Source organism: Roseburia sp. CLA-AA-H209 (genome assembly GCF_020687575.1).
GTDB lineage: Bacteria > Bacillota > Clostridia > Lachnospirales > Lachnospiraceae > Roseburia_C > Roseburia_C amylophila.
In genome coordinates, this window is the sequence record NZ_JAJEQU010000011.1 from 1 (window position 1) to 21,785 (window position 21,785).

Annotated in this window: 21 protein-coding genes and 1 pseudogene; 20 read left to right on the top strand and 2 right to left on the bottom strand. The window is 42.0% G+C overall.

Going from position 1 to position 21,785, the window contains the following annotated elements; all coding sequences use genetic code 11:
- Together LKD41_RS10680 and LKD41_RS10685 are read left to right on the top strand one after the other, a co-directional pair.
- Nucleotides 1-257, top strand: a pseudogene (locus LKD41_RS10680) (MobA/MobL family protein); the annotation flags it as partial.
- On the top strand, nt 235-945 hold the full coding sequence (locus LKD41_RS10685; protein WP_227701206.1) for a DUF6040 family protein: 711 nt from the start codon (nt 235-237) through the stop codon (nt 943-945). The pseudogene LKD41_RS10680 and the gene LKD41_RS10685, both read left to right, overlap by 23 nt.
- Nucleotides 946-1,223: 278 nt before the next feature.
- Here the strand turns inward: LKD41_RS10685 and LKD41_RS10690 are convergent, their stop codons facing one another.
- A complete protein-coding gene (locus LKD41_RS10690; protein ID WP_117499173.1) occupies nt 1,224-2,192 on the bottom strand; it encodes an AraC family transcriptional regulator in 969 nt (322 codons plus the stop codon).
- 186 nt (nt 2,193-2,378) lie between these two features.
- Here LKD41_RS10690 and LKD41_RS10695 point away from each other — a divergent pair, with 186 nt between their 5' ends.
- The 5 genes from LKD41_RS10695 to LKD41_RS10715 are packed head-to-tail and all read left to right on the top strand — an operon-like array spanning nt 2,379 to nt 8,650.
- On the top strand, nt 2,379-2,990 hold the full coding sequence (locus LKD41_RS10695; protein ID WP_009203546.1) for an MptD family putative ECF transporter S component: 612 nt from the start codon (nt 2,379-2,381) through the stop codon (nt 2,988-2,990).
- Nucleotides 2,987-3,712, top strand: a complete 726-nt coding sequence (locus LKD41_RS10700; protein ID WP_117499175.1) for an energy-coupling factor transporter transmembrane component T — start codon at nt 2,987-2,989, stop codon at nt 3,710-3,712. The genes LKD41_RS10695 and LKD41_RS10700 overlap by 4 nt, the downstream gene beginning before the upstream one ends.
- Entirely contained in the window at nt 3,709-5,181 is a 1,473-nt protein-coding gene (locus tag LKD41_RS10705; protein ID WP_227701156.1) for an ABC transporter ATP-binding protein, read from the top strand. Before LKD41_RS10700 ends, LKD41_RS10705 begins: the two co-directional genes overlap by 4 nt.
- Before the next feature lie 3 nt (nt 5,182-5,184).
- The gene (locus tag LKD41_RS10710; protein ID WP_227701157.1) at nt 5,185-6,948 is read left to right on the top strand and encodes an ABC transporter ATP-binding protein; all 1,764 of its coding nucleotides are present in this window, start codon (nt 5,185-5,187) and stop codon (nt 6,946-6,948) included.
- Nucleotides 6,941-8,650: an ABC transporter ATP-binding protein gene (locus LKD41_RS10715; RefSeq protein ID WP_227701158.1), complete on the top strand. Its 1,710-nt coding sequence runs from the start codon at nt 6,941-6,943 to the stop codon at nt 8,648-8,650. Before LKD41_RS10710 ends, LKD41_RS10715 begins: the two co-directional genes overlap by 8 nt.
- Before the next feature lie 157 nt (nt 8,651-8,807).
- Here the strand turns inward: LKD41_RS10715 and LKD41_RS10720 are convergent, their stop codons facing one another.
- Nucleotides 8,808-9,038 (bottom strand): DUF6061 family protein, encoded by a 231-nt coding sequence (locus LKD41_RS10720; protein ID WP_009203541.1) that lies wholly within the window; start codon nt 9,036-9,038, stop codon nt 8,808-8,810.
- Between the two features lie 407 nt (nt 9,039-9,445).
- Here LKD41_RS10720 and LKD41_RS10725 point away from each other — a divergent pair, with 407 nt between their 5' ends.
- From LKD41_RS10725 to LKD41_RS10785, 13 genes are all read left to right on the top strand, one after another.
- Nucleotides 9,446-10,192 carry an alpha/beta hydrolase gene (locus tag LKD41_RS10725; RefSeq protein ID WP_227701159.1) on the top strand — a complete coding sequence of 249 codons (747 nt, stop codon included), beginning with the start codon at nt 9,446-9,448 and terminating at the stop codon, nt 10,190-10,192.
- Nucleotides 10,193-10,332: 140 nt separating this feature from the next.
- Nucleotides 10,333-10,857, top strand: a complete 525-nt coding sequence (locus LKD41_RS10730; RefSeq protein ID WP_227701160.1) for a flavodoxin family protein — start codon at nt 10,333-10,335, stop codon at nt 10,855-10,857.
- A gap of 222 nt (nt 10,858-11,079) precedes the next feature.
- On the top strand, nt 11,080-11,490 hold the full coding sequence (locus LKD41_RS10735) for an L-2-amino-thiazoline-4-carboxylic acid hydrolase (protein WP_227701161.1): 411 nt from the start codon (nt 11,080-11,082) through the stop codon (nt 11,488-11,490).
- Between the two features lie 111 nt (nt 11,491-11,601).
- Nucleotides 11,602-11,745: a hypothetical protein gene (locus LKD41_RS10740; protein WP_227701162.1), complete on the top strand. Its 144-nt coding sequence runs from the start codon at nt 11,602-11,604 to the stop codon at nt 11,743-11,745.
- Nucleotides 11,742-11,942 carry a hypothetical protein gene (locus LKD41_RS10745; protein ID WP_227701163.1) on the top strand — a complete coding sequence of 67 codons (201 nt, stop codon included), beginning with the start codon at nt 11,742-11,744 and terminating at the stop codon, nt 11,940-11,942. Before LKD41_RS10740 ends, LKD41_RS10745 begins: the two co-directional genes overlap by 4 nt.
- On the top strand, nt 11,926-12,504 hold the full coding sequence (locus tag LKD41_RS10750; protein ID WP_227701164.1) for a CAP domain-containing protein: 579 nt from the start codon (nt 11,926-11,928) through the stop codon (nt 12,502-12,504). Before LKD41_RS10745 ends, LKD41_RS10750 begins: the two co-directional genes overlap by 17 nt.
- 114 nt (nt 12,505-12,618) lie before the next feature.
- On the top strand, nt 12,619-13,944 hold the full coding sequence (locus LKD41_RS10755; protein ID WP_227701165.1) for an RNA polymerase sigma factor: 1,326 nt from the start codon (nt 12,619-12,621) through the stop codon (nt 13,942-13,944).
- A gap of 164 nt (nt 13,945-14,108) precedes the next feature.
- The gene (locus LKD41_RS10760) at nt 14,109-15,251 is read left to right on the top strand and encodes an LCP family protein (RefSeq protein WP_227701166.1); all 1,143 of its coding nucleotides are present in this window, start codon (nt 14,109-14,111) and stop codon (nt 15,249-15,251) included.
- Nucleotides 15,252-15,382: 131 nt separating this feature from the next.
- Entirely contained in the window at nt 15,383-16,600 is a 1,218-nt protein-coding gene (locus tag LKD41_RS10765; RefSeq protein WP_022242640.1) for an iron-containing alcohol dehydrogenase, read from the top strand.
- Between the two features lie 434 nt (nt 16,601-17,034).
- A complete protein-coding gene (gene nrdD / locus LKD41_RS10770) occupies nt 17,035-19,197 on the top strand; it encodes an anaerobic ribonucleoside-triphosphate reductase (protein ID WP_227701167.1) in 2,163 nt (720 codons plus the stop codon).
- Between the two features lie 18 nt (nt 19,198-19,215).
- Nucleotides 19,216-19,734 (top strand): anaerobic ribonucleoside-triphosphate reductase activating protein, encoded by a 519-nt coding sequence (nrdG, locus tag LKD41_RS10775; protein WP_117698216.1) that lies wholly within the window; start codon nt 19,216-19,218, stop codon nt 19,732-19,734.
- A 111-nt stretch (nt 19,735-19,845) separates the two neighbouring features.
- Nucleotides 19,846-21,171 carry an enhanced serine sensitivity protein SseB gene (locus tag LKD41_RS10780; RefSeq protein ID WP_117946718.1) on the top strand — a complete coding sequence of 442 codons (1,326 nt, stop codon included), beginning with the start codon at nt 19,846-19,848 and terminating at the stop codon, nt 21,169-21,171.
- A 15-nt stretch (nt 21,172-21,186) separates the two neighbouring features.
- A complete protein-coding gene (locus tag LKD41_RS10785) occupies nt 21,187-21,774 on the top strand; it encodes a hypothetical protein (RefSeq protein ID WP_227701168.1) in 588 nt (195 codons plus the stop codon).
- Nucleotides 21,775-21,785 lie beyond the last annotated feature (11 nt).

A 21,785-nucleotide genomic window follows, 5' to 3' on the forward strand; every position in this document is an offset into this window, starting at 1 on the left:
AGCGACGATCAACTGGAAGAGTTGCTTCTGCTGACAGAGCAGATGCAGGAAGAACTCGACCAGAAAGACCGGACTATTCGGGAACTGAAAATGCAGCTCGACGAATCGCTGACCTTGAACGAGAGGTTAAACAGCGAGAACAGAGCAGGGAACATTCAAGCTTTAAAGAACGACTTGAGGAAAACAAAAGAATTGTTGCAGAGCGAGAAAGAGAAAACGCACGCTGCCGAAATCATGACAGAGGAATGTCAAGATAAGCTAAGGCAGGCAGAACAGGAACGGGACTATGCACTCTCTCATCAGAAAAAAGTAGAGATACCGGTTGAAAAGCCGGTACTCTATCAAAAGTGTCAGAATTGTAATCAGACAGCTTATCTGAAAGCCAAAGAAAAGTATGATACGCAGAGGGAAAAACTGGCAGGCAGATATAAAACAAAAACAGTCATGTATGAAGCATTGATGTTTCTGCTGATATGGTATTCCGCATCAACTACTCTTTTTCAGATGATACAGTCAAAGGTATTTATTTCTGATTGCAGAATATTCTTTGATGCAATCAGAACTTTCACACAGACTATTGCTGGCTGGATTGCACTGATAGGAAAGAATGTGGCACAGATTAGTAATGGAATATCCAATCCAGTCATTGCCGGAATTATATACTGGCTGATAAGAATATTGATTTGCGGTGGATGTCTGGTGGGTGCGGGAATACTTGTAGCGTTTATAGGGATAAAGATTGCAGGGCTATATAAGAAATACTGTTGGGATATGATTACCATACTGGTAACACTTATAAGCCTGGAAATAGCAATCTACTTTGGAGATTGGATAAAGACAGTCTTGCCGATCAATATGCTATTTCTCTTATTATTGGTGCAACTGGTATATGTTGGAATTAGGTGGTATGTAAAAGGATGGCAAGAAGCCAGAGGATATTATTAAAAAACTATTAGAAACTATTCATATTTACTTTCGTGCTAGGACAGATTATTCTAAAAATTCAGTGATGAGCATGCACATGAAATCTTACTTCGTTTAGGTACGAAAAAGGGCAATGGAAACTTTGTGTTCAGATGAGTTCTCACTATCTTGGTAACAACCGCAAGCAGCAGTGGAATATTGACGGTGCATTCCGTATATATTCCACAACACATGGCTAAGCCCGACTAGAATGTGGGTGAAAAATTTTACAAGCGCCAGAGTTCCCTCTGGCGCTCATTTTACTTTCGCTGTGCGTTTTTTCTGTACTCTAATGGCAACAATCCCGTGCTTTTTCGGAATAATTCTGCAAATCGGCTTGAAGTGGAATAGCCTACTGTTTGGGCAACTTGCCCGACTGTCAGCTCTGTATATGCCAGCAGATATTCTGCTTGGCTCATGCGCCGCTGTTGAACATATTCCGTGATGGTGCAGTCGTAGTATTTCTTAAAACAGCTTTTGAGCTTTGTTGTTCCCATGCAGGCAATCTGTGTTAGCCGTTCCAGAGGAATATCAAAAGCATAGTGATCGCTAAGATAAGCGGCAACTATTTGGAGATTTTCAATATCCTGTTGAGAGAGCTTATGGGCTGATTTATCAGGATGTTTCTTCTGATATTCCACCACCATTGAAACAGCTTCTGCGACTTTACCCTCATAAAAAAGTTTTGCTGCAATCCCTTCCCCGCGATAGTCTTTGATTTCTGTGAGTAACCGTGACATTTCTGGAAAGTCGGATGTTTGGTCAATCTTCCGAAATGCATCCACAGGATTGATCTGTGCCTCCGGGTACAGTTTTTTCAGGTAGTCCTCATAATATGCCGGTGCAATCTCAATCCCAACCGAACGGATTGGAATATTTTTATGTATCAAAGCCTTGTATGGAGCGTAGCCTCCAATAAATGTTTTGATACAACCGGCAGACAGTCTACGGTATGGAGATAATTCCTCCCCGGAAATAGAGTCATACCGAGTGATACTCAGACATTCCGGCATGGAGCATTCCAACATGAAATCTTCGTGGAAGGAAAAGTTATGGATTTTAATATCATATAAGTCTTTCTGTCCATAAGTCCAGTAGGTGCCTTCTCCAACTTCGGGAGAAAGTTTCCAGCAGTCACCTAATGCCCCATATTGCTGGTTGTCTGGGTCACGGATAAAACCGTGTTCAATCAGTAGCGGTGTATAAAACTGGTCAATAATTTCAGACATGAAAACAAACCGCCTCCTTTTTGCAACGATTAGACGAACTTTTGAAAGGAACAGACGAACATTGCCGGAACCTATTGAATGTTGTTCGATAAATGCGTATTGTATTAGGCGAAGATTAGAGGTATCTAACCGAAGAATATCACAAACCACTTGTCGAGTCAAGACAATGAAAGGTAGGAGGTCAAAATGAGTAATCAAGTAAATTCTATGAACAAAGGTCTGACAGTGAAAGACCTTGTAACAACAGGTATTTTTACTGCACTGTTATTTGTTTTTGTATTGGTGGGCGGTGTCTTTTTTGCAACAAATCCTGTACTAACTTTTTTCATGCCAGCAGGAGGTGGGCTGCTTGCTGGCCCCATTTATCTTTTGCTGATTGCAAAAGTACATAAGCGTTGGAGCCTTTCTATAATGGGCGTTATCATGGGTATTATTTGGTTCGTGACTGGTATGCACTGGGCTTTTGCATTGGGCTACATGATCATGGCGATTGTCGCGGACTTTGTTGCTGGTGCAGGGCAGTACAAAAGCAAAAAGCTCAACAGCCTGTCTTATATCCTGTTCTCTCTCGGTGGCACTGGTTCATATATCGTGTTCTTTGTTGACCCCAACGGCTGGGCGCAGACCATGCTGGGAAACGGAACTGAACAGAGTTACATCGACACCATGCAGGCAACTGCAAATACCGGCATCCTGATTGCCATGTTTGCTGCTGTTATCATTACATCTGCAATCAGCGCTTTTGTAGGCTGCAAAATGCTGAAAAAGCAGTTTGAAAAAGCAGGTATTACAGCATGAGCGGTAAACGCCACAAGAAAGAGCTTTGGCTCGACCCACGGGCCAAGCTCTTTCTTATTCTTATGTGTGTTTTATCGTCCATGTTTGCGCCCTCACTTGCATATCAATTTATCCTTGTTATGCTGATTGCGATATTGGGGGCTTTCTTTGGAAAGTGGAAATATGTCATTAAGGCTGTATGCTTTTATGCGGTCATCTGTGCCCTGACAGTTTGGATCATGGCAGAAATGACAGGCACGCTGCGGACAATGTTTATTGCCTTTTTAGGCTTGTTTCATAAGGTCTATGCGTGCGGAACCTTGGCTGGGATTGTTCTGACTACTACAAAAGTCAATGAGTTCCTGTCTGCTATGAACCGTGTCCGCGCACCAAAAAAGTTAGTAATTCCTATGGCAGTTATGCTGCGGTACATTCCAACTATTCAAGAGGACTGGCACTATATCACAGACGCTATGCGGATGAGAGATGTTTCACCATCTCTGGCGGGCTTTTTAACACATCCGGGCATGACGGTTGAGTGTATTTATGTGCCTTTATTGATGGCAGCTTCAAAAGCGGCGGATGATCTTTCTGTTGCTTCTGTCACTCGTGGAATTGAAAATCCCAATCCACGCACCTGTATTGTCCAGATAAAATGCGGAATTTCCGATTGGGTCGTCATGGCCGTTGCCGTAGCTTATCTGATTTTTGAATTATGTGTGCGAGGAGGTGTGATCGGTTGATTGAGTTTGAAAATGTATCGTTTTCCTATACGGGGCAGGAACATGGTGGGCTGCGCGACATCAATTTGAAAATTTCGGACGGAGAATGCGTCTTGTTCTGTGGCCGCAGCGGGTGCGGAAAAACAACGATTACAAGGCTGGTGAATGGACTGATCCCTCAGTTTTATCAGGGGGAGCTTCATGGCCGTGTGCTGGTAGATGGTCAGGAAATCAGCAATATCCCCATGTATCAGATTGCCGCTAAGGTTGGCTCCGTTTTCCAAAATCCACGGACGCAGTTTTTCAATGTTGATACAGACAGTGAGATTGCCTTTGGAATTGAAAATGAAGCTCGCCCTCCTGAGAAATTGGCTGAGCGAGTAGAGCAGACAACTGAAGATTTGCATATTCAAAAGCTACGAAACAGAAATATTTTTGAGTTGTCCGGCGGAGAAAAGCAGAAAATCGCCTTTGCTTCTGTTTATGCCATGAACCCACAGATTTATCTATTGGATGAACCATCCTCTAATCTGGATATGACTTCGATCCAGGAACTAAAGGAACATTTGCGGCTGATAAAAAAACAGGGCAAAACAGTTTTGATAGCGGAACATCGTCTGTACTATCTGATGGAGTTGGCTGACCGAATTGTTTATCTGGAAAAAGGAGAAATCAAAGGAATATACACCTCGGAAGAATTTCGGCAGCTATCTGAACCTGATCGTGAACACATGGGGCTGCGAGCTGTTGATCTACAGGCGGTATTCCCGCAAAAAGCCCACTTGCCTGCGCCTACCCCTGTATTGGAGCTGCGGAATGTGACGCTCCGTTACAAGAAGCAAACAATTTTGCATGACATTGAGCTATCCGCCGGAAAGGGCGAAGTGATTGGTGTTGTCGGCCACAACGGAGCTGGAAAGACTACATTTTCCCGCGCTCTCTGTGGGCTTCACAAAGACTGCGATGGACAATTTTTGTGGGAAAGCGAGCCGATTGAGCGTAAGGAAAGGCTGAAACGCTCTTACATGGTTATGCAGGATGTGAATTATGAACTTTTCGCTGACAGCGTGGAGGCAGAGTGCTCCTTTGGTATATGCAATCCAGATCAAACACTGGTAAATGCAACTTTGGAGGAATTAGGCCTTACCCCATATCGGGAGCGCCATCCAAACACGCTTTCTGGCGGTCAAAAGCAACGAGTAGCTGTAGCTGTCAGCATGATTTGTGGGAAAGATCTGCTGGTATTCGATGAACCGACCAGCGGTCTTGACTTTGACAGTATGACGCAGGTGGCGGGACTGATTCGACGATTATCCGATATGGGAAAAGTCATTTTCATTGTCACTCATGATTTTGAGTTTGTCTGCCGTACCTGTTCTCGTGTCTTGCATTTTGACGAAGGCGAAATGCCCGATGACGTATCAGTTACAATGGAAGCTCTCCCGAAATTGAGAGAGCTATTCTCTGTTTCAGATGGAAAGGAGATGTAGTCTATGAAGCAGAAAAAAGAAAACAGTGTGGCATTGCTGCTCCATTGGGCCGGAGAACAAAAATTTTGGTTGTTTCTGGCAATCCTGCTGTCCATGTGCAGCGGGCTGTGTATTATTGTCCCATACATTGGGATTTACAGGTTGATGGATGCCACATTTAACAATGCCTGCACAAAAGAACTTGTGGTGCAGACTGTTGCAATGATTTCCGCCGCTGTTACCCTGCGTTTTGTCCTGTTCGGATGTTCTGGCGTGGCGGCTCATAAAGGTGCCTACGGCGCACTGTTCAAAGTACGCTGTATGGTGGCGGAACACATGGCCAGAGCTCCTTTGGGTGCCTTGAATGAACGGCGCACAGGAGATATAAAAACAGTTCTGAATGAAGATATTGAAAAGCTGGAGCTATTTCTGGCACATAATCTTCCCGATCTTGTATGCTATATGGTTGGGCCGGTAGTCATCTTTATTTATTTGATGACCGTTAATATTCCATTGGCGTTGATTTCCCTTGTTCCTCTGGTTCTGGCCGTGGTAGTAATGGGGATAATGTTCCGCAATACAGATGACCTGATGGAACGAGCCAACCAATCTATTACTGCACTGAACTCCGTTATGATTGAATACATCAGCGGAATGAAACTGATTAAAGCCTATAACATGGGGAGTAAGTCATTTCAGAAATTATCTGGCGCAATCCAGGAGGAAAACGCCATGTGGAATGAGACTTCCCGGCGTATGGGGCCTCCGTATGCAGCGTTTGTCGTTATCATTGAATGTGGAATGTTGCTGATGGTTCCGATAGGCGGGATGTTTTTTCTGAAAGGTTCACTGGCAGCCAGTACGCTCTTGCTATTTTTGTATGTCGGTTCTATGTATTTAACCGAAATCCGGCCTTTGCAGGAATTGGGAACAAACTTTGCAAATGTACTAAACGCTATCACCAAAACCAAAGAGATACTGGATATTCCGATTTATGAGGGTGGAACAGATTTCCCCAAAAACCATGATATTGAGCTTCGGAATGTTCGATTTTCTTATAACGGAAAAACCGATGTGCTGCATGGTGTCAATCTCAAAATCAGTGATGGCGAGCGCATGGCTCTTGTGGGCAGATCTGGTGCCGGTAAAAGCACTGTGATTGAACTGATTTCCCGGTTCTATGATGTGCAGGAAGGCGAAGTGCTGATTGGCGGCAAAAATGTCAAGGAGCTTGACTACGATACCATTCTGAAAAATATAGCCATCGTATTTCAAAAGACTTTCCTCACCCGTGACAGTGTGCTGGAAAATATCCGCATGGGTAGTAACGCTACTCTGGAAGAAGTGCGGGCTGCTGCAAAAGAGGCACAGATTGATGACTTTATCATGTCCCTGCCGGATGGATATGACACAAAAGTGGGCAGTTTCGGCTCACGCTTTTCTGGCGGAGAAAAACAGCGGATTGCGATTGCCCGTGCAATTCTGAAAAATGCACCTATCTTAATTTTGGACGAGGCCACAAGTGCCTCTGACCCGGAAAATCAGATGGAGATTGATAAAGCTATTCAAAATCTGTGCAAAGGCAAAACAGTCATTGTAGTAGCACACCGTTTGAGTGCTTTGAAAATGTGCAACCGGGTGGCTGTGGTGGAAAATCATACAATTACCAGCGTTGGCACCCATGAGGAAGTTCGGAAGAACAACGCCTACTATCGAAATGCGTGGAAAGACTACGAAACAGCCCGGAATATCACTTATCAGTTGGAGGGAGGCGAGCAGCATGAATGAGCATGATGTATTGAAAAAGAACCACAATTTCTATATTGGTGTCGGCGGAACCGTTCTGGAAGGACTTCTTTCCGGCAGCCTGTTTATGCTGCTTTACTCTGTTATGCAGTTTTTGTGGTCGGGCCAATTTGACATGAACCGTGTTCTGGCTCTGACCAGTATAATTGCAGTGGTTTTTCTTCTTCGTATCCTGATTTACAGCTACGGTTATACCAAAGCGCAGATTGGCGGTGCAGAGGTCAGCAAAAATATTCGGCTTTTTATGGGCGACCATTTAAAGCGCATCCCACTGTCCCGATTTTCGCAGGGGCACACTGGCGATTATATCAATACCATTACAAGCGACGTAAACAACTACGAAAAAATCCTGACCCATAAAGTCGGAGATTTGGCAAAGAATTTTACCCTGTCATTGATGTTGATTGTCTTTGTTATGACGCTCTATGTTCCGGCTGGAATTATCCTGCTGATAGCCGACCTTCTTTTAATCCCCAGCCTATGGCTTTCTTTCCGCATGGTACGGAAATACGGAAAAGAAAAGAACGATATTTGTGCGGAGAACGTCAGTAGCATTGTTGAGTATGTTTCTGGTATTCAGACTTTTCGAGCCTATGGTGTGGGCGGTATGAAGAACAAAACTGTTATCAACGCCATGCGGGAGTTTTGCCGGATTAGCTTTGTATACGAGGCAAAAGTGCTTCCTATTGGTGCGGGCTTTGGTATCTTGAGTTGGCTGTCCTGCCCGCTGGTTATCTTGCTGTCCTATGCCCCCTGGGTCGCAGGGACACTGAACACGGTGGACTACCTTTTGATTTGTATGCTGCCCCTGTTCTGTGCAAAGCTGGCTAACTCGATTTTTGTAGACCTCACCAGTTATAAGAACCTGATGATCTCAAAAAACAAAATCTCGGGTGTAATGAATGAGCCAGAGGAAACTGGTAGCATGGAGCCGCTTCACACAGCTACCCATGAAATCACATTTGACAATGTAGATTTTGAGTATGTTCCCGGTGAACCTGTACTAAAACACGCCACCTTTACGGTGCCAGATCAAAAGCTCACGGCCATTGTCGGAGACTCTGGCTCTGGCAAATCTACTATTTTGAACCTGATTGCAAAATATTATGAAGCAACGGGCGGGACAATTTCTATTGGAGGTAAACACATTAACCATGTTGCCGCAGAGCGTGTACTGGAACAAGTTTCTATGGTAGACCAGGACGTATTTCTTTTTGACGATACCATCCGGGATAATATCCGACACGCCCGCCCTAATGCTACGGACACGGAAATCGAGGATGCTTGCCGGGAGGCTAACTGTGACAGCTTCATCCGTAAGATGGAAAAGGGATACGATACGCCGACTGGTGAGAACGGAAATCTTCTCTCTGGCGGTGAGCGTCAGCGAATTTCAATAGCCCGCGCTATACTGAAAAATAGCCCCATCCTGCTCTTGGATGAAGCAACAGCATCTCTTGACATTGAAAATGAGCTTGCCGTAAAGCAGGCCATCGCTAATCTATTAAAAGAGAAAAAGACAGTGGTAATGATTGCTCATACCCTTTCCATTGTCAAAAACGCTGATCAAATTCTTGTAATGGGTGATGGCAGGATTGCTGAATCTGGAACCCACGAGGAATTGCTTGCGAAAGGCGGAAAATATGCTGCTATGTGGAACGCAGAGCAAAAAATATCGGCTTGATAGAAGCTAAAGAAGAATAATTGCATAGCGCATGAACCTGCCCCGACTATGGGGAAAGAAAAAACGCTGGCTGGGGCAGGTGATTTTGCGCGCCTATTTTAAGTTATTATCCTAACGGCGGTTTTGAGAAATCAGAGCCGCCGTTTCTTGCGTATACCTAAAAGGAATCTTCCGCATCTATCCACATTTGCATCGTTCCATCAAGATACAATCTTGCATACTCAAGTGGTTCATCAATGGCAAGTGCGTTTAATGCACAGTCAGATCCGGGAGTAGTTGTTAAATTCTTCTCCGCTTCCCAGCAGTCAATGCGGAGCATATAGCCAGCAGAAGTATAAACATCAATGCTGTTGCGTTGTGGATTGTATTCTGCAAATATCGTTCTCATCGTATCAAATCTCCTTATCGTTCAATCAATCATTTGTTGCAAAAATCAGAAGCATTTCAATCAGTTCACCATGTCACTTTTATTTTGTGTTATACTGTTTTATAAGATTTTCTTTCCCTTGTTTTTTCCCTTATCAGAGTTCGTAAACACTCATGGGACAATATAATACAAGGGAAACAATAAGGGAAAGCTCACCTGCGACAAACTTAGTGTTTTCAAGGGCTTGAGAGATATTTGATAATAAAATATAACAGTTATTAAATCCCTTTGAATATATGAAATCTCAATTCAAGTTTGCAGAACTGACTCAAAAGAGCTCGAAGGAGCTCTTTTTCCTTTTTTATAATAGTATCATTATGGTATAATAGAGACATTAGAATCGGAAGTTTACAGCGAGGTGAAAGAGGTTGAATTATGTAGAATATGGAAAAGAAAGCAGCGATGTAATTATCCTCTTACACGGAGGCGGTTTATCATGGTGGAATTACAAAGAGGTTGCTGAAAGACTTCAAACAGATTATCATGTGGTTTTGCCTATATTAGATGGTCATGCAGGATGTGATAAGCAGTTTACAACGATAGAGAATAATGTTTTGGATATTATAGAATTTGTAAATAGCAAATTGGGCGGTTCTGTTTTAATGATGGGAGGACTATCGCTTGGAGGGCAGATTTTGCTTGAAATTTTATCTCAACGCAAAGATATATGTAAGTATGCAATAGTGGAAAGTGTACTTGTGATACCTTCAAAATTTACATATTCTATGATTAAACCGGCGTTTGGAAGTTGCTATGGCTTAATAAAGTATAAGTGGTTTTCAAAATTGCAATTCAAATCACTACGAATAAAGTCGAATTTGTTTGATGAATATTACAAAGATACTTGTGCTATTAGAAAGAGTGATATGATTGCCTTTTTACAGGAAAACTCAGTATATTCACTAAAAGATGGCATTGGAGAGTGTGAAGCAACCGTTCAAATTTATGTTGGAGAAAAAGAAAAGCAATCAATGAAAAAATCTGCTAAAATCATTCATGAAAAATTGCAGGATAGTTTTATACAAGTTCTTCCTAATATGTATCATGGAGAGTTTTCAATAAACCACGCAGATGATTATGTGAGAAAACTATTAGAAATAGTAAAGCGAAGGTAACTTTCAGTCTTCAGCAGAGGCTGAAAGCAATAGAAGATTTGAATTGACCGAGCTCTTTGAGCGGGGGATACTTCTTGTCCGAAGGGCAAGAAGGTGGAACTGAGAAGAATTAAAACAATTAGAAGTTGGAGGATACACGTATGAAAATTGTAATCATTAATGGAAGTGCCAGAAAAGGAAACACGCTGACAGCAATCAATGCATTTATAAAAGGAGCATCAGAAAAGAATGAAATTGAAATCATTGAACCTGACAAACTCGACATTGCACCATGCAAGGGATGTGGTGTCTGTCAATGCTCTAAGGGATGCGTCGATAAGGATGATACAAATCCTACAATTGATAAAATTGCTGCCGCAGATATGATTCTTTTTGCTACACCAGTTTATTGGTGGGGAATGTCAGCACAATTGAAACTTATCATTGATAAGTGCTACTGCCGTGGATTGCAGTTAAAAAATAAAAAAGTTGGCACGATTGTTGTAGGCGGTTCTCCCGTAGACAGTATCCAGTATGAGCTGATTGATAAGCAGTTTGACTGTATGGCAAAATATCTTTCATGGGATATGCTTTTCAAAAAATCATATTACGCAACAGCCAGAGATGAACTTGAAAAAAACAAGGATTCCTTGAACGAACTTGAGGGGATCGGAAAAAATTTATAAAGCACGTTCCAGATTCGGATTTGCAGAGATAGAGAATTTGTGCTGAGAAGTGTTAATTTATAATGTGTTAAGGAAAGCTAATATTAGATGAGAATTCTGTCGGTATATTCGACAAATGTACAAGTAGAAATATTTGCAGAATACGAAAGCGTATTCGCAATATCCGGATTGTGAGAAATCATCATCGGTGCTGGAAAAGTGGAGGGCGAATTAATATGAAGTATGCCGGAACTGCCGGAGGTTGAAGCTACAACGGAATATTACAAGCAATCCATGATGACGGGATTTATGCAGTGGTTTTGCCGGACAGGAGGAAAGAAAAAATTTTTAGAATCAGATATAGAAGCAAAGAAAGAGATTGCAAAATTCAAAGCAGGTGACAGAAATCCTTATTCCTGGAATATGGAATTTTATGAGTATGAGGATGGCAGCGGATACGAAGCGAGATTTACAACTTGTGGAATCTGCACACTGATGAATGAACTGGGACTGACTAAGCTGATACCTGCAATGTGCCGCCTTGACTATACAATGAGTGAAGCAGATTGTGTCAGTAATTTTGCCAGGGAATATACAATCGCTTCGGGTGGACCGTATTGCGACTGCGGTTATACGAAAAGAAGTGCAAAATAAAATGTTATAGAAATGAGAGTGGTTTCACAGACTGCTCTTATTTTTTTTGAAAAATTTAAATCTTTTTTTCCAATCCCTCCTGTCTTACTTAATAGAAGGGAGGAAGAACAGATGAAAAACATAATAAAATGGTTTGTGCTGCAGATGCATAAGGACATGCAGAATTTTGAAATGAACGAGGATACGGATTGCTCGGTTCGCAAACAGATTATGAACAGAACAAATCGCAAAAAGGAAGGTGAAAGATTAGGATGAAAATGAGAAAACCTGGATATATTGCACTTGCTGTCCTGATGGCAGCAACAATCGCTTTAACAGGATGTAGCAATGTGACAGAAGCAAAGGGAAGTCCAACTACGGAAAAAGAAAAAGTAGCAGAGAAAACACCACAGAAGAGGGTAAAAGTTATAGTAGAAAATGCTGCAGAAACAGCTATTGAAACAGTCAGATAAAAATAAAAGCGGTAAGAAAAAGAATTCAACAGTAGCAGATACAACCGATTCAAATAAGCCGCCACATGACGGAATGATATATGATGTCGATGAAGGAACATGGATTGATATGCCGGAGGTTCATCCGGATGGTTTTGACAGAAGTGCAGCCGAAGAGGTGTGGTCTTATGTGAATGCAGAGAGAACAGCAGCAGGCCTCAATGCACTTACCTGGGATGAGGACATATACAATTTTGCATGCCAGAGAGCACAGGCAATTGTATCAGATTTTTCCCATAATGGCTGTGGCAATTATGGAGAAAACATAGCATTAAATTCTGCGGGAAGCGCATATAGAATCCACATGCAGTGGTTTTACTCAACTGGTCATCACAATAACTATATGTTATCTTCCTATGTAAAAGGTGCCTGTGCCATATATGTATATCAGGGTGTCTGGTATGCAGTGGAAAATTTTGCACTGGAAGAAAGTGAAAACAGCGATGGAACGTTATCCTGCAATGCCTATGGACCGGAGGCAGAAGCAGCTTTAAATGAGTATATTGACAGTCATGACTGGTGAGAAAAGAAGATGGAAATGTGCTTGCGGTGGAAGCACTGTTTTTGTTAAAATTTTAAGAGACCAGGCGTTATAGGAAAAACACATAAGAAATAAGGAAGAAAGAAGGAAAAGAAAATGACATATACACAGGCAGTTGAAAAAGCATGTAATGGAGATTCGACGGGATTTGAATTTCTTTATGATACAACAAAAAATAATAAATATTATCTGGCTTTAAAATATGTGAAAGATGAAGAGGCAGCAAAAGATGTTTTGCAGGAAGCATACATACGGGCGTGGAAAAATCTGGATAAACTAAAAGAACCGGAAAAATTTGATTCCTGGTTAGCACAGATTGTGGTAAATACAGCAAAAAATGAACTGGAAAAACGCAATCATACACCGCTTGATTTACGCATGGAAAGTGGTGAGGAAGAAGATGCAGAAATCATGGATCAGGCAGTAAGCGTCTGGGAAAATGAGCCGGAATTAGAATATACGAAAGAAGAGACCAGACAGCTGGTGCATGAGCTGATCGATGCATTGTCTGACGAGCAGCGTCTGGTGGTAATTGCTTTTGAATTAGAGGGACTTACCACAAAAGAAATTGCAGAACAGCTGGGCTGCCCGGAAGCTACAGTGAAATCAAGACTGCGTTATGGCAGGAATAATATCAAGACAAAGGCAGAGGAACTGCAGAAGAGGGGATACAAGCTTTACAGTGTTGCACCAATGCCGTTACTGCTGTATCTGTTGAAAAAGGAAATGGTTGTATCTGCGGCAGAGCCATCCACCCAGCTTTTATTAAGTGAATGTAGAAAAAGTATAGCAAAGAGTACATATGGTGCAGGAAAAACTGCAGCCTCAACAGCGGTAAAAGCCGCAGGCACAGCAAGAAAGATATCATTTTTGTCAACTGCAGCTGGAAAAGCGGTAATTGGAATCGTGGCAACGGCATCTATAGCAAGTGCAGTGACAGTTGGTGTCATCAGCTACAATAAATCAAATGATAAAAATGCGACCGCACAGGAAAATGTTCCGGCAGAAGAAGAAGTTCCGGTAAATGCAGACCAGCCAATAGATGGCGTGGGTGAGGATACAGAGACAACGGATGCACCAGAGGATGAAAATGGAAGTAAAAAATATGCTGATATTCCGGAATCTGTGCTTCCAAGTTCCGTGCGTAATGATAAAGACTATTTTGAATTCTGGGACGAGCCGGTAAAGGCAACCTGCTGGATTGACGGTGTCAAGGGAACGATTTATGCAGACTGGGATAAAACACAGATTATCAAAGAAGTTACCTATGATGTAGATGGCTATGAGGATGAACTCCTTATTATTGGCTGTACACTGGATGGCGGTACCCATGCCATTGCAATTTATAACGGACAGTATGTTGTGGTAAATGATGCCATGTGGGATCATTGGTATAATGGAAAGAGTTCTGCTTTTGATTAATACGAAAACTTAAGATTTCGTTAAATTTATGGAACCGATTCTTAAGGTTGTCTGTGAGACATTGACCAACCAATTCCAGTAAGATATATTTGAATTAATGGGCTGTGGAAAAACAGTCCGGATTAAGGAGTATAAGTATATCAAAGTAAGGAGGAACTATGGGCATGGAAAAGCAGAAGGCGAAGACAGGTCCGAAAAAGAAGGTTGGAAAAAAGCAGAGAAGAAAGAGAAAACTGATACTTTTTATTGTAGAAGTATTAGTGATACTCATTTTGCTGGTAGTATTTTATGTAATGAGTAAGCTGAATAAAATCAATAATACCGGTTCCTTAGACGCGAAGAAGCTGAATATTAATATAGACAGCGAGACCCAGGAAGTGTTAGATAATTATACCAATATAGCTATCTTTGGAATTGACAACCGGAACAGTGGAAATTATGAGAGCGGAAACAGCGACTGTATCATGATTGCCAGTATCAATGATGATACCAAGGAAGTGAAGCTTGTATCCGTATACCGGGATTCCTTTCTGGCAGTAGATGATAAAGACAGCCTGCGGAAACTGAATGCAGCTTATGCCAAGGGAGGACCGACCGGTGCAGTAGCGGCATTAAATAAGAATCTGGATTTGAATATTACCGAATATGTATCCGTAGACTTCAATGCAGTAATGGAAGTTGTGGATGCATTAGGTGGAATAGAGTTGGATATTACCAAGGAAGAAGCCAGCAATATGCACATCTGGATTGATGAAATGAATGAAGTCATGGGAACCCATGGCAAGCCGGTTTCCGGACCGGGCGTGCAGCAGGTCAATGGAATACAGGCACTTGCCTATTGCCGTGACCGAATGAGCGGCGGAGACGATTTCCGCCGAACCGAGCGCCAGCGTATCGTAGTAGGAAAGATTGTAGAAAAAGCAAAGCAGGCAGACATCCTTACTTTAAATGATTTGGTAGACAAGCTGTTTCCGGACATTTCTACCAGCCTTTCTACCACAGAAATATTGGGACTTGCAGCCCATGTCAAAGAGTATGAGCTTGCAGATACCCAGGGCTGGCCATTCCAGTTAGACACCAAGATGATGGAAAAATCCATCGGAGCAGTAGTTGTACCAACGGATTTGGAGACCAATGTAGATTTATTGCACCGCTATTTATTTGATGTAGAGGATTATGAAACGACAGATGAGGTAAAAGAAATCAGCAAGGCAGTAAGTAACCGGACAGGAAAGACGGCAGCAGATACCACCCGGGATACGAATCCGCTGGTGCAGGATGCGGCTGCTGCTGAAATAACAGAGTAAGAGGAAAATATAACCAAATTTTATAAAAATTTCACAAAAAACAAGAAAAATCCAGTTACCTTTTGTATATTATTATGTTATGATAAAAATATATCAGTAAACATACAATGATTATCAAGGAGGTATTACGAATGCAGAGATTTACATTACCAAGAGATTTATATCACGGCAAAGGTGCATTGGAGGCACTGAAGAACTTTGAAGGAAGGCGCGCAATGATCTGTGTTGGTGGAGGCTCCATGAAACGGTTTGGTTTCCTGGATAAAGCAGAGGCATATCTGAAAGAAGCAGGTATGGAAGTGGAACTGTTTGAAGGAATTGAACCGGATCCATCTGTTGAGACCGTGATGAAGGGTGCTGCCGCTATGGAGAAGTTCAAGCCGGACTGGATTGTAGCAATCGGTGGTGGTTCACCAATTGATGCTGCAAAAGCAATGTGGATTAAATATGAATATCCGGATATTACCTTTGAAGACATGTGTAAGGTATTTGGAATTCCGAAATTAAGAAAGAAAGCACATTTCTGTGCAATTTCTTCTACCTCAGGAACAGCAACAGAAGTAACTGCATTTTCTATTATTACGGATTATGAGAAGGGAATCAAATATCCGATTGCGGATTTTGAGATTACACCGGACGTAGCAATCGTTGACCCGGAACTGGCAGAGACCATGCCGCAGAAACTGGTAGCCCACACCGGAATGGATGCGATGACACATGCAATCGAAGCGTATGTTTCAACTGCAAACAGTGATTTTACAGACCCGCTGGCACTCCATGCCATTGAGATGATTCAGCATGATCTGATTGATTCCTATAACGGAGATATGGCAAAACGTGATGCCATGCACAATGCCCAGTGTCTGGCTGGAATGGCATTTTCCAATGCACTGCTTGGAATCGTACATTCTATGGCACATAAGACCGGTGCCGCATTTGCCGACTACGGTGCACATATTATTCATGGCGCAGCTAATGCCATGTATCTGCCGAAGGTTATTGCATTTAATGCAAAGGATGAGACTGCAAAGAAACGTTATGGCGTGATTGCAGATTTTATGAAGCTTGGCGGAGAGACACTGGACGAGAAAGTCGCACTTTTAATCCAGTACCTGCGTAAGATGAATGATGACTTGAATATTCCGCACTGTATTAAGAACTACGGACCGGACAGCTATCCGGCTGAGCAGGGCTTTGTACCGGAAGAAGTATTCTTAGAGAGACTGCCTGAGATTGCAGCCAATGCAATTTTGGATGCCTGCACCGGCTCCAACCCAAGACAGCCAAGTCAGGAAGAAATGGAAAAACTGCTGAAATGCTGTTACTATGACACAGAAGTAGATTTCTAAAAAATAGATTAAAAATGAAGTAAGCCCCGTTTCGATATCGCATTGATATTTGAGACGGGGTTTTTACAGTCTGAAAAATGGTTTTACAAAGGTAATACCCCCACAGCACTGCGGGGGTACAAAGGGGAGTTATGAAAATTTATGAAAAAAGTTTTATCAAATAGAGAGACAAGACATTGGGGGATGAACCTGTTCTCTATTGATATTTGTAGTATACCCGGATTTTGTGAAAAATAATTGTCCAGATTATGAAAAAAGCGTTAAATTCTAAAAAATTTTTTCTGAAAAAATTTCATGAATCTTGTATATTCCCCTTGCGTAAAACACAAGATATGGTATACTGTATATGCGTTGAAGAGATTCGACACAAAATCTAGTACAGTTTTGTGCCGATTTTATGCGAATAGACTATTTTTTTATGGGAGAGGATTTCAATGAAAATCATTAAAAGAAGCGGCGCAGAGGCTGTTTTTGACATTTCAAAAATTATTATTGCAATCAATAAAGCGAACCATGAGGTGGTGGAAGCGGAACGATTGACTGCAGACCAGATTAAGGAGATTGCACAATATATAGAGGATTCCTGTAAGGATGCCAACCATGCCCTGAATGTAGAAGATATTCAGGACTTAGTGGAGGATCAGTTAATGGACAAGAGGGCTTTTTCTGTTGCCCGGAAATACATTACTTACCGCTATAAACGTGCCCTGGTACGTAAATCCAACTCTACGGATGAACAGATTTTAAGTCTGATTGAATGTAATAATGAAGAAGTAAAACAGGAGAATTCCAATAAGGATTCAACCGTAAACAGCGTGCAGCGTGACTATATGGCTGGTGAGGTGAGTAAGGATATTACCAGAAGATTCCTTCTCCCGGAGGATATTGTAGCGGCACATGAACAGGGAATTATCCATTTCCATGATGCAGATTATTTTGCACAGCATATGCATAACTGTGATCTGGTAAATTTAGAGGATATGTTACAGAACGGAACCGTTATCAGCGGAACCAGAATTGACAAGCCACATTCTTTCTCTACAGCGTGTAATATTGCAACCCAGATTATTGCTCAGGTGGCAAGCTCCCAGTATGGCGGACAGAGTATTTCACTGGCACATTTAGTACCATTTGTCCAGATCAGCCGCGAGAAAATTCATGCAGAGCTGGTGCAGACATTAAAAGAGAGCGATGTGGAGCTGAGCGAAGAGAAGATTAACAGCATTGTGGAAAGAAGACTTCATGCGGAAATCGAGCGGGGCGTACAGGTTATCCAGTATCAGGTAGTAACCCTGATGACTACCAACGGACAGTCCCCATTCGTAACCGTGTTCATGTATCTGAACGAAGCAAAGAATGAGCAGGAGAAAAAAGACCTTGCCATGATTATAGAGGAAGTGCTAGACCAGCGTTATCAGGGTGTTAAGAATGAGGATGGCGTATGGATTACACCGGCATTTCCAAAGTTGATTTATGTATTGGAAGAGGATAATATCCATGAGGATTCGGAATACTATTATCTGACCAAGAAAGCAGCAAAATGTACTGCAAAGCGTATGGTTCCGGATTATATTTCTGAGAAGAAAATGAAGGAATTAAAAGATGGCAACTGCTATACCTGTATGGGCTGCCGTTCCTTCCTTACCGTATATCATGATGAAGATGGCAAGCCAAAGTTCTACGGTCGTTTCAATCAAGGCGTGGTAACCTTGAATCTGGTAGATCTGGCATGCTCTTCCGGCGGAGATTTTGAAAAATTCTGGAAGCTATTTGATGAGCGTTTGGACCTTTGCTACCGTGCATTGATGGCGCGTCATAACCGCCTGAAGGGAACACCTTCTGATGTGGCACCGATTCTCTGGCAGTACGGAGCACTTGCCCGTCTGAAAAAAGGCGAGACCATAGACAAGCTTTTATATGGTGGATATTCTACTATTTCACTGGGTTATGCAGGACTTTGCGAATGTACCAGATATATGACTGGAAAACCACATACCGACCCGGCAGCAACACCATTTGCCTTAAAGGTAATGCAACGGTTAAATGATGCCTGCAAGGAGTGGAAAGAGAAAGAAAATATTGATTTCTCCGTATATGGAACACCGCTTGAGTCTACCACCTATAAATTTGCAAAATGTTTACAGAAACGTTTCGGAGTTATTCCGGGTGTTACCGATAAGAATTACATTACCAACAGCTATCATGTGCATGTAACCGAAAATATCGATGCATTTACCAAACTGAAATTCGAATCCCAGTTCCAGGCACTTTCACCGGGTGGAGCAATCAGCTATGTGGAAGTTCCGAACATGCAGGATAATCTGGAGGCTGTTTTATCTGTAATGAAATTCATCTATGAGAATATCATGTATGCAGAGTTAAATACCAAGAGTGATTACTGCCAGGTATGTGGCTATGATGGTGAGATTCAGATTGTAAAAGATGATGATGGAAAATTAGTATGGGAGTGCCCGCATTGCCACAACCGTGACCAGGATAAGATGAACGTGGCAAGACGTACCTGTGGTTATATTGGTTCCCAGTTCTGGAATCAGGGAAGAACCCAGGAAATCAAGGAGCGTGTACTTCACTTATAAAAAGAAAGTGAAAAGAAAATGCATTATTCAGCGATTAAATATAATGATATTGCGAACGGCACCGGTGTAAGAACGGTGCTGTTTGTATCCGGCTGCCGGAACCACTGTAAAGAGTGTTTTCAGCCGGAAACATGGGACTTTAAAAATGGAGAGGAATTTACAAAAGAAGTAGAAGATGAAATTCTTGCATCTTTGGAATCTCCCTATATCAAGGGACTGACTCTTTTGGGAGGAGACCCTTTTGAACCGGAAAACCAGCATGCACTGCTTCCATTTATCAAGCGGGTGCGGACGGAACATCCGGAAAAAGACATATGGGCATATACCGGATATGTACTGGATAAGGATTTGGTACCGGAGGGAAGAAGATATACCGAGGATACGAAAGAATTATTATCCTTAATCGATGTGCTGGTGGATGGCCCTTATGTGGCAGAGCTATATGATATTACATTAAAATTCAAAGGTTCTTCCAATCAGCGTGTCATTGACTGCAGAAAATACAATGAAACAGGAGTCATTGAAGAACTGATGTAAACTGCGTGAAAGATAAAGTAGAATCCGGAAGGATTCTATTTTACTTTATAGCATTTTTATATTAAAATAGAAATAACGTGATTGTTTTAAGGAAAGATATAGGAGAAGAACATGGAAATTAGTAAAGAGCGTAAAGAAGAATTATTAGAGACCCATCTTTTGAATTATGAAATGCCGGATGAACAGGAGCTTGCAAAGCTTACTTTAGAGGAACTGGAATTTCTGATTCGTTCTGCAGAAGTACATCATAAGAAGAAAACCTTTGTGGCAGATAACTTTTTAAAGAAGATAGAAGTGTTTAACAAGATTCTGGCAGATAAAATAAAGGGATGCAAAGAGCTTTACTGCGCATGGGACAAGCATACCGGTTACCCGCGTGTTATGGGGGATGGAAGTGTATTAATCTTTTCAACGAAAGAATTTGCCCAAAAGGCAATAGAACATTATAAAGAGCAGAATGTAGAACTGGAATTAAAAGGAATCAGAGGAGACAAGCAGATGTTCTTCTGGGCAAACCTCCACTGGTGGGGTATGGAAGATCTGATACTGGATGTGGGAAGCTATTCCTGCAGATTAAAAAGAGATGACTTGCTTCCACCACCGGATTTTTCCGAGCTTTCCAAAGCACAGATTCCGGTCGTAAATCCGGCTCTGATTCTTGCAATGGCAAGACACAGACAGATTTTATTTGAAGAAAAGAAAGATGAACAGTGGAAACGTGCGGAGCAGTTCTTATGTGACCGTATGTTAAAAGAGGTAGTCCGTGGGGAATTCTTATGTCCGGTAAAAGTGGTAGAGGACCCGAAGGAGGAAAAGGATGCAGACGGAAAAAAGGGAACAGCCCTTCAGTTTGCATTGTTACAGGATAGCAATGGAGCACAGTGGATGCCGGTGTATACAGACTGGCAGAGTTTCCAGAAGATTTATAATGTAAAGGAATGGAAGGGACAGAAAGTCAGTTTTGACCAGCTGATGAAGATTGCAGGAGAGCGAGATTTTGTAATCAATCCGGGCAGTATGGAACTTCGGGTAGAAGAGAACCGGAAGAAAATTATTATAGGTTATTTCAAACGCTATAAGAGGCAGGAAGCTGAGATGGCATCTGGCAATCTTGTTGAAAAGAAAACGGGTGTATTTGTTGGTGAGCCAATTGCGGAGGCGGATGAACTGAAACAGATACTCAGTGAATATATGAAGAAACAGAAGAATATTAAGAAAGCATATCTGGTAACGAAGATTGAACGTAAGGATGACATTAGTTATTTGCTGGTTGTAGAGTTTAAGGGTGAGAGAAAGAGCGTCTTTGAAGGAATTGCTGAAGCTGTAAAGCCGTCCCTTGGCTATATGCGTCTTGATATGCATGAAGCAGACGAAAAGGCAATGGAGCTGATTGGTGAGGTTGCACCATTTTATAAAAAGACTTTTCTGGGATTGTAAATTGCAGGAGGAAATATGGAACAAAAAGAATTAGATGGCAAAGTCTGGGAAGTAAGTGGATTCGTATTTGAAAATGAAGATCAGGCAAAATTGGCAAAAAAGGAAGTGGAAGGAATCCAGTACATACATGATAATATGAATATGGATAATCCACAGATGGTACAGGAAATCTACCAGAGAATCATGGCTCAGGAATTGTTCCATACACCGATAGGATATGCCTATCTAAAAGAACTGCAGGATTATCTGAAAGGACTGCCCGGGGTGGATGCATCCGAAATACCAGGTATTCCGGTGAAAGATATGGGCTTAGACCTTGACCATGTAGCTGGCAAAGAAAAATCTGGTGAGCACCAGAATGAAAATGCTGATAAAAATTCAGAGGAAAAACAGGAAACGAAATTACAGAAGCGCTGCCGCATCTTACTTTCTGTGAATATTGTGCTGGTTATCATTATTATTGCCATGTTTGCCATCAGCCTTACCAGTGGCAGTACCACAATCTTAAATTATGAGACGAAAATCATTAATAAATATGAAGAGTGGGAACAGGAACTGGATGAAAGAGAAGCGGCACTGGATGCTTTGGAAAAGCAGAATTAAATCGCAGAAGA

What these genes read in the sequence shown, in the direction of transcription:
- LKD41_RS10685 (WP_227701206.1), top strand. Translation starts at nt 235, where the DNA reads ATGACAGAGGAATGTCAAGATAAGCTAAGGCAGGCAGAACAGGAACGG.
- LKD41_RS10690 (WP_117499173.1), bottom strand. Translation starts at nt 2,192, where the DNA reads ATGTCTGAAATTATTGACCAGTTTTATACACCGCTACTGATTGAACAC.
- LKD41_RS10695 (WP_009203546.1), top strand. Translation starts at nt 2,379, where the DNA reads ATGAGTAATCAAGTAAATTCTATGAACAAAGGTCTGACAGTGAAAGAC.
- LKD41_RS10700 (WP_117499175.1), top strand. Translation starts at nt 2,987, where the DNA reads ATGAGCGGTAAACGCCACAAGAAAGAGCTTTGGCTCGACCCACGGGCC.
- LKD41_RS10710 (WP_227701157.1), top strand. Translation starts at nt 5,185, where the DNA reads ATGAAGCAGAAAAAAGAAAACAGTGTGGCATTGCTGCTCCATTGGGCC.
- LKD41_RS10715 (WP_227701158.1), top strand. Translation starts at nt 6,941, where the DNA reads ATGAATGAGCATGATGTATTGAAAAAGAACCACAATTTCTATATTGGT.
- LKD41_RS10720 (WP_009203541.1), bottom strand. Translation starts at nt 9,038, where the DNA reads ATGAGAACGATATTTGCAGAATACAATCCACAACGCAACAGCATTGAT.
- LKD41_RS10730 (WP_227701160.1), top strand. Translation starts at nt 10,333, where the DNA reads ATGAAAATTGTAATCATTAATGGAAGTGCCAGAAAAGGAAACACGCTG.
- LKD41_RS10735 (WP_227701161.1), top strand. Translation starts at nt 11,080, where the DNA reads ATGCCGGAACTGCCGGAGGTTGAAGCTACAACGGAATATTACAAGCAA.
- LKD41_RS10740 (WP_227701162.1), top strand. Translation starts at nt 11,602, where the DNA reads ATGAAAAACATAATAAAATGGTTTGTGCTGCAGATGCATAAGGACATG.
- LKD41_RS10745 (WP_227701163.1), top strand. Translation starts at nt 11,742, where the DNA reads ATGAAAATGAGAAAACCTGGATATATTGCACTTGCTGTCCTGATGGCA.
- LKD41_RS10755 (WP_227701165.1), top strand. Translation starts at nt 12,619, where the DNA reads ATGACATATACACAGGCAGTTGAAAAAGCATGTAATGGAGATTCGACG.
- LKD41_RS10760 (WP_227701166.1), top strand. Translation starts at nt 14,109, where the DNA reads ATGGAAAAGCAGAAGGCGAAGACAGGTCCGAAAAAGAAGGTTGGAAAA.
- LKD41_RS10765 (WP_022242640.1), top strand. Translation starts at nt 15,383, where the DNA reads ATGCAGAGATTTACATTACCAAGAGATTTATATCACGGCAAAGGTGCA.
- nrdD (WP_227701167.1), top strand. Translation starts at nt 17,035, where the DNA reads ATGAAAATCATTAAAAGAAGCGGCGCAGAGGCTGTTTTTGACATTTCA.
- nrdG (WP_117698216.1), top strand. Translation starts at nt 19,216, where the DNA reads ATGCATTATTCAGCGATTAAATATAATGATATTGCGAACGGCACCGGT.
- LKD41_RS10780 (WP_117946718.1), top strand. Translation starts at nt 19,846, where the DNA reads ATGGAAATTAGTAAAGAGCGTAAAGAAGAATTATTAGAGACCCATCTT.
- LKD41_RS10785 (WP_227701168.1), top strand. Translation starts at nt 21,187, where the DNA reads ATGGAACAAAAAGAATTAGATGGCAAAGTCTGGGAAGTAAGTGGATTC.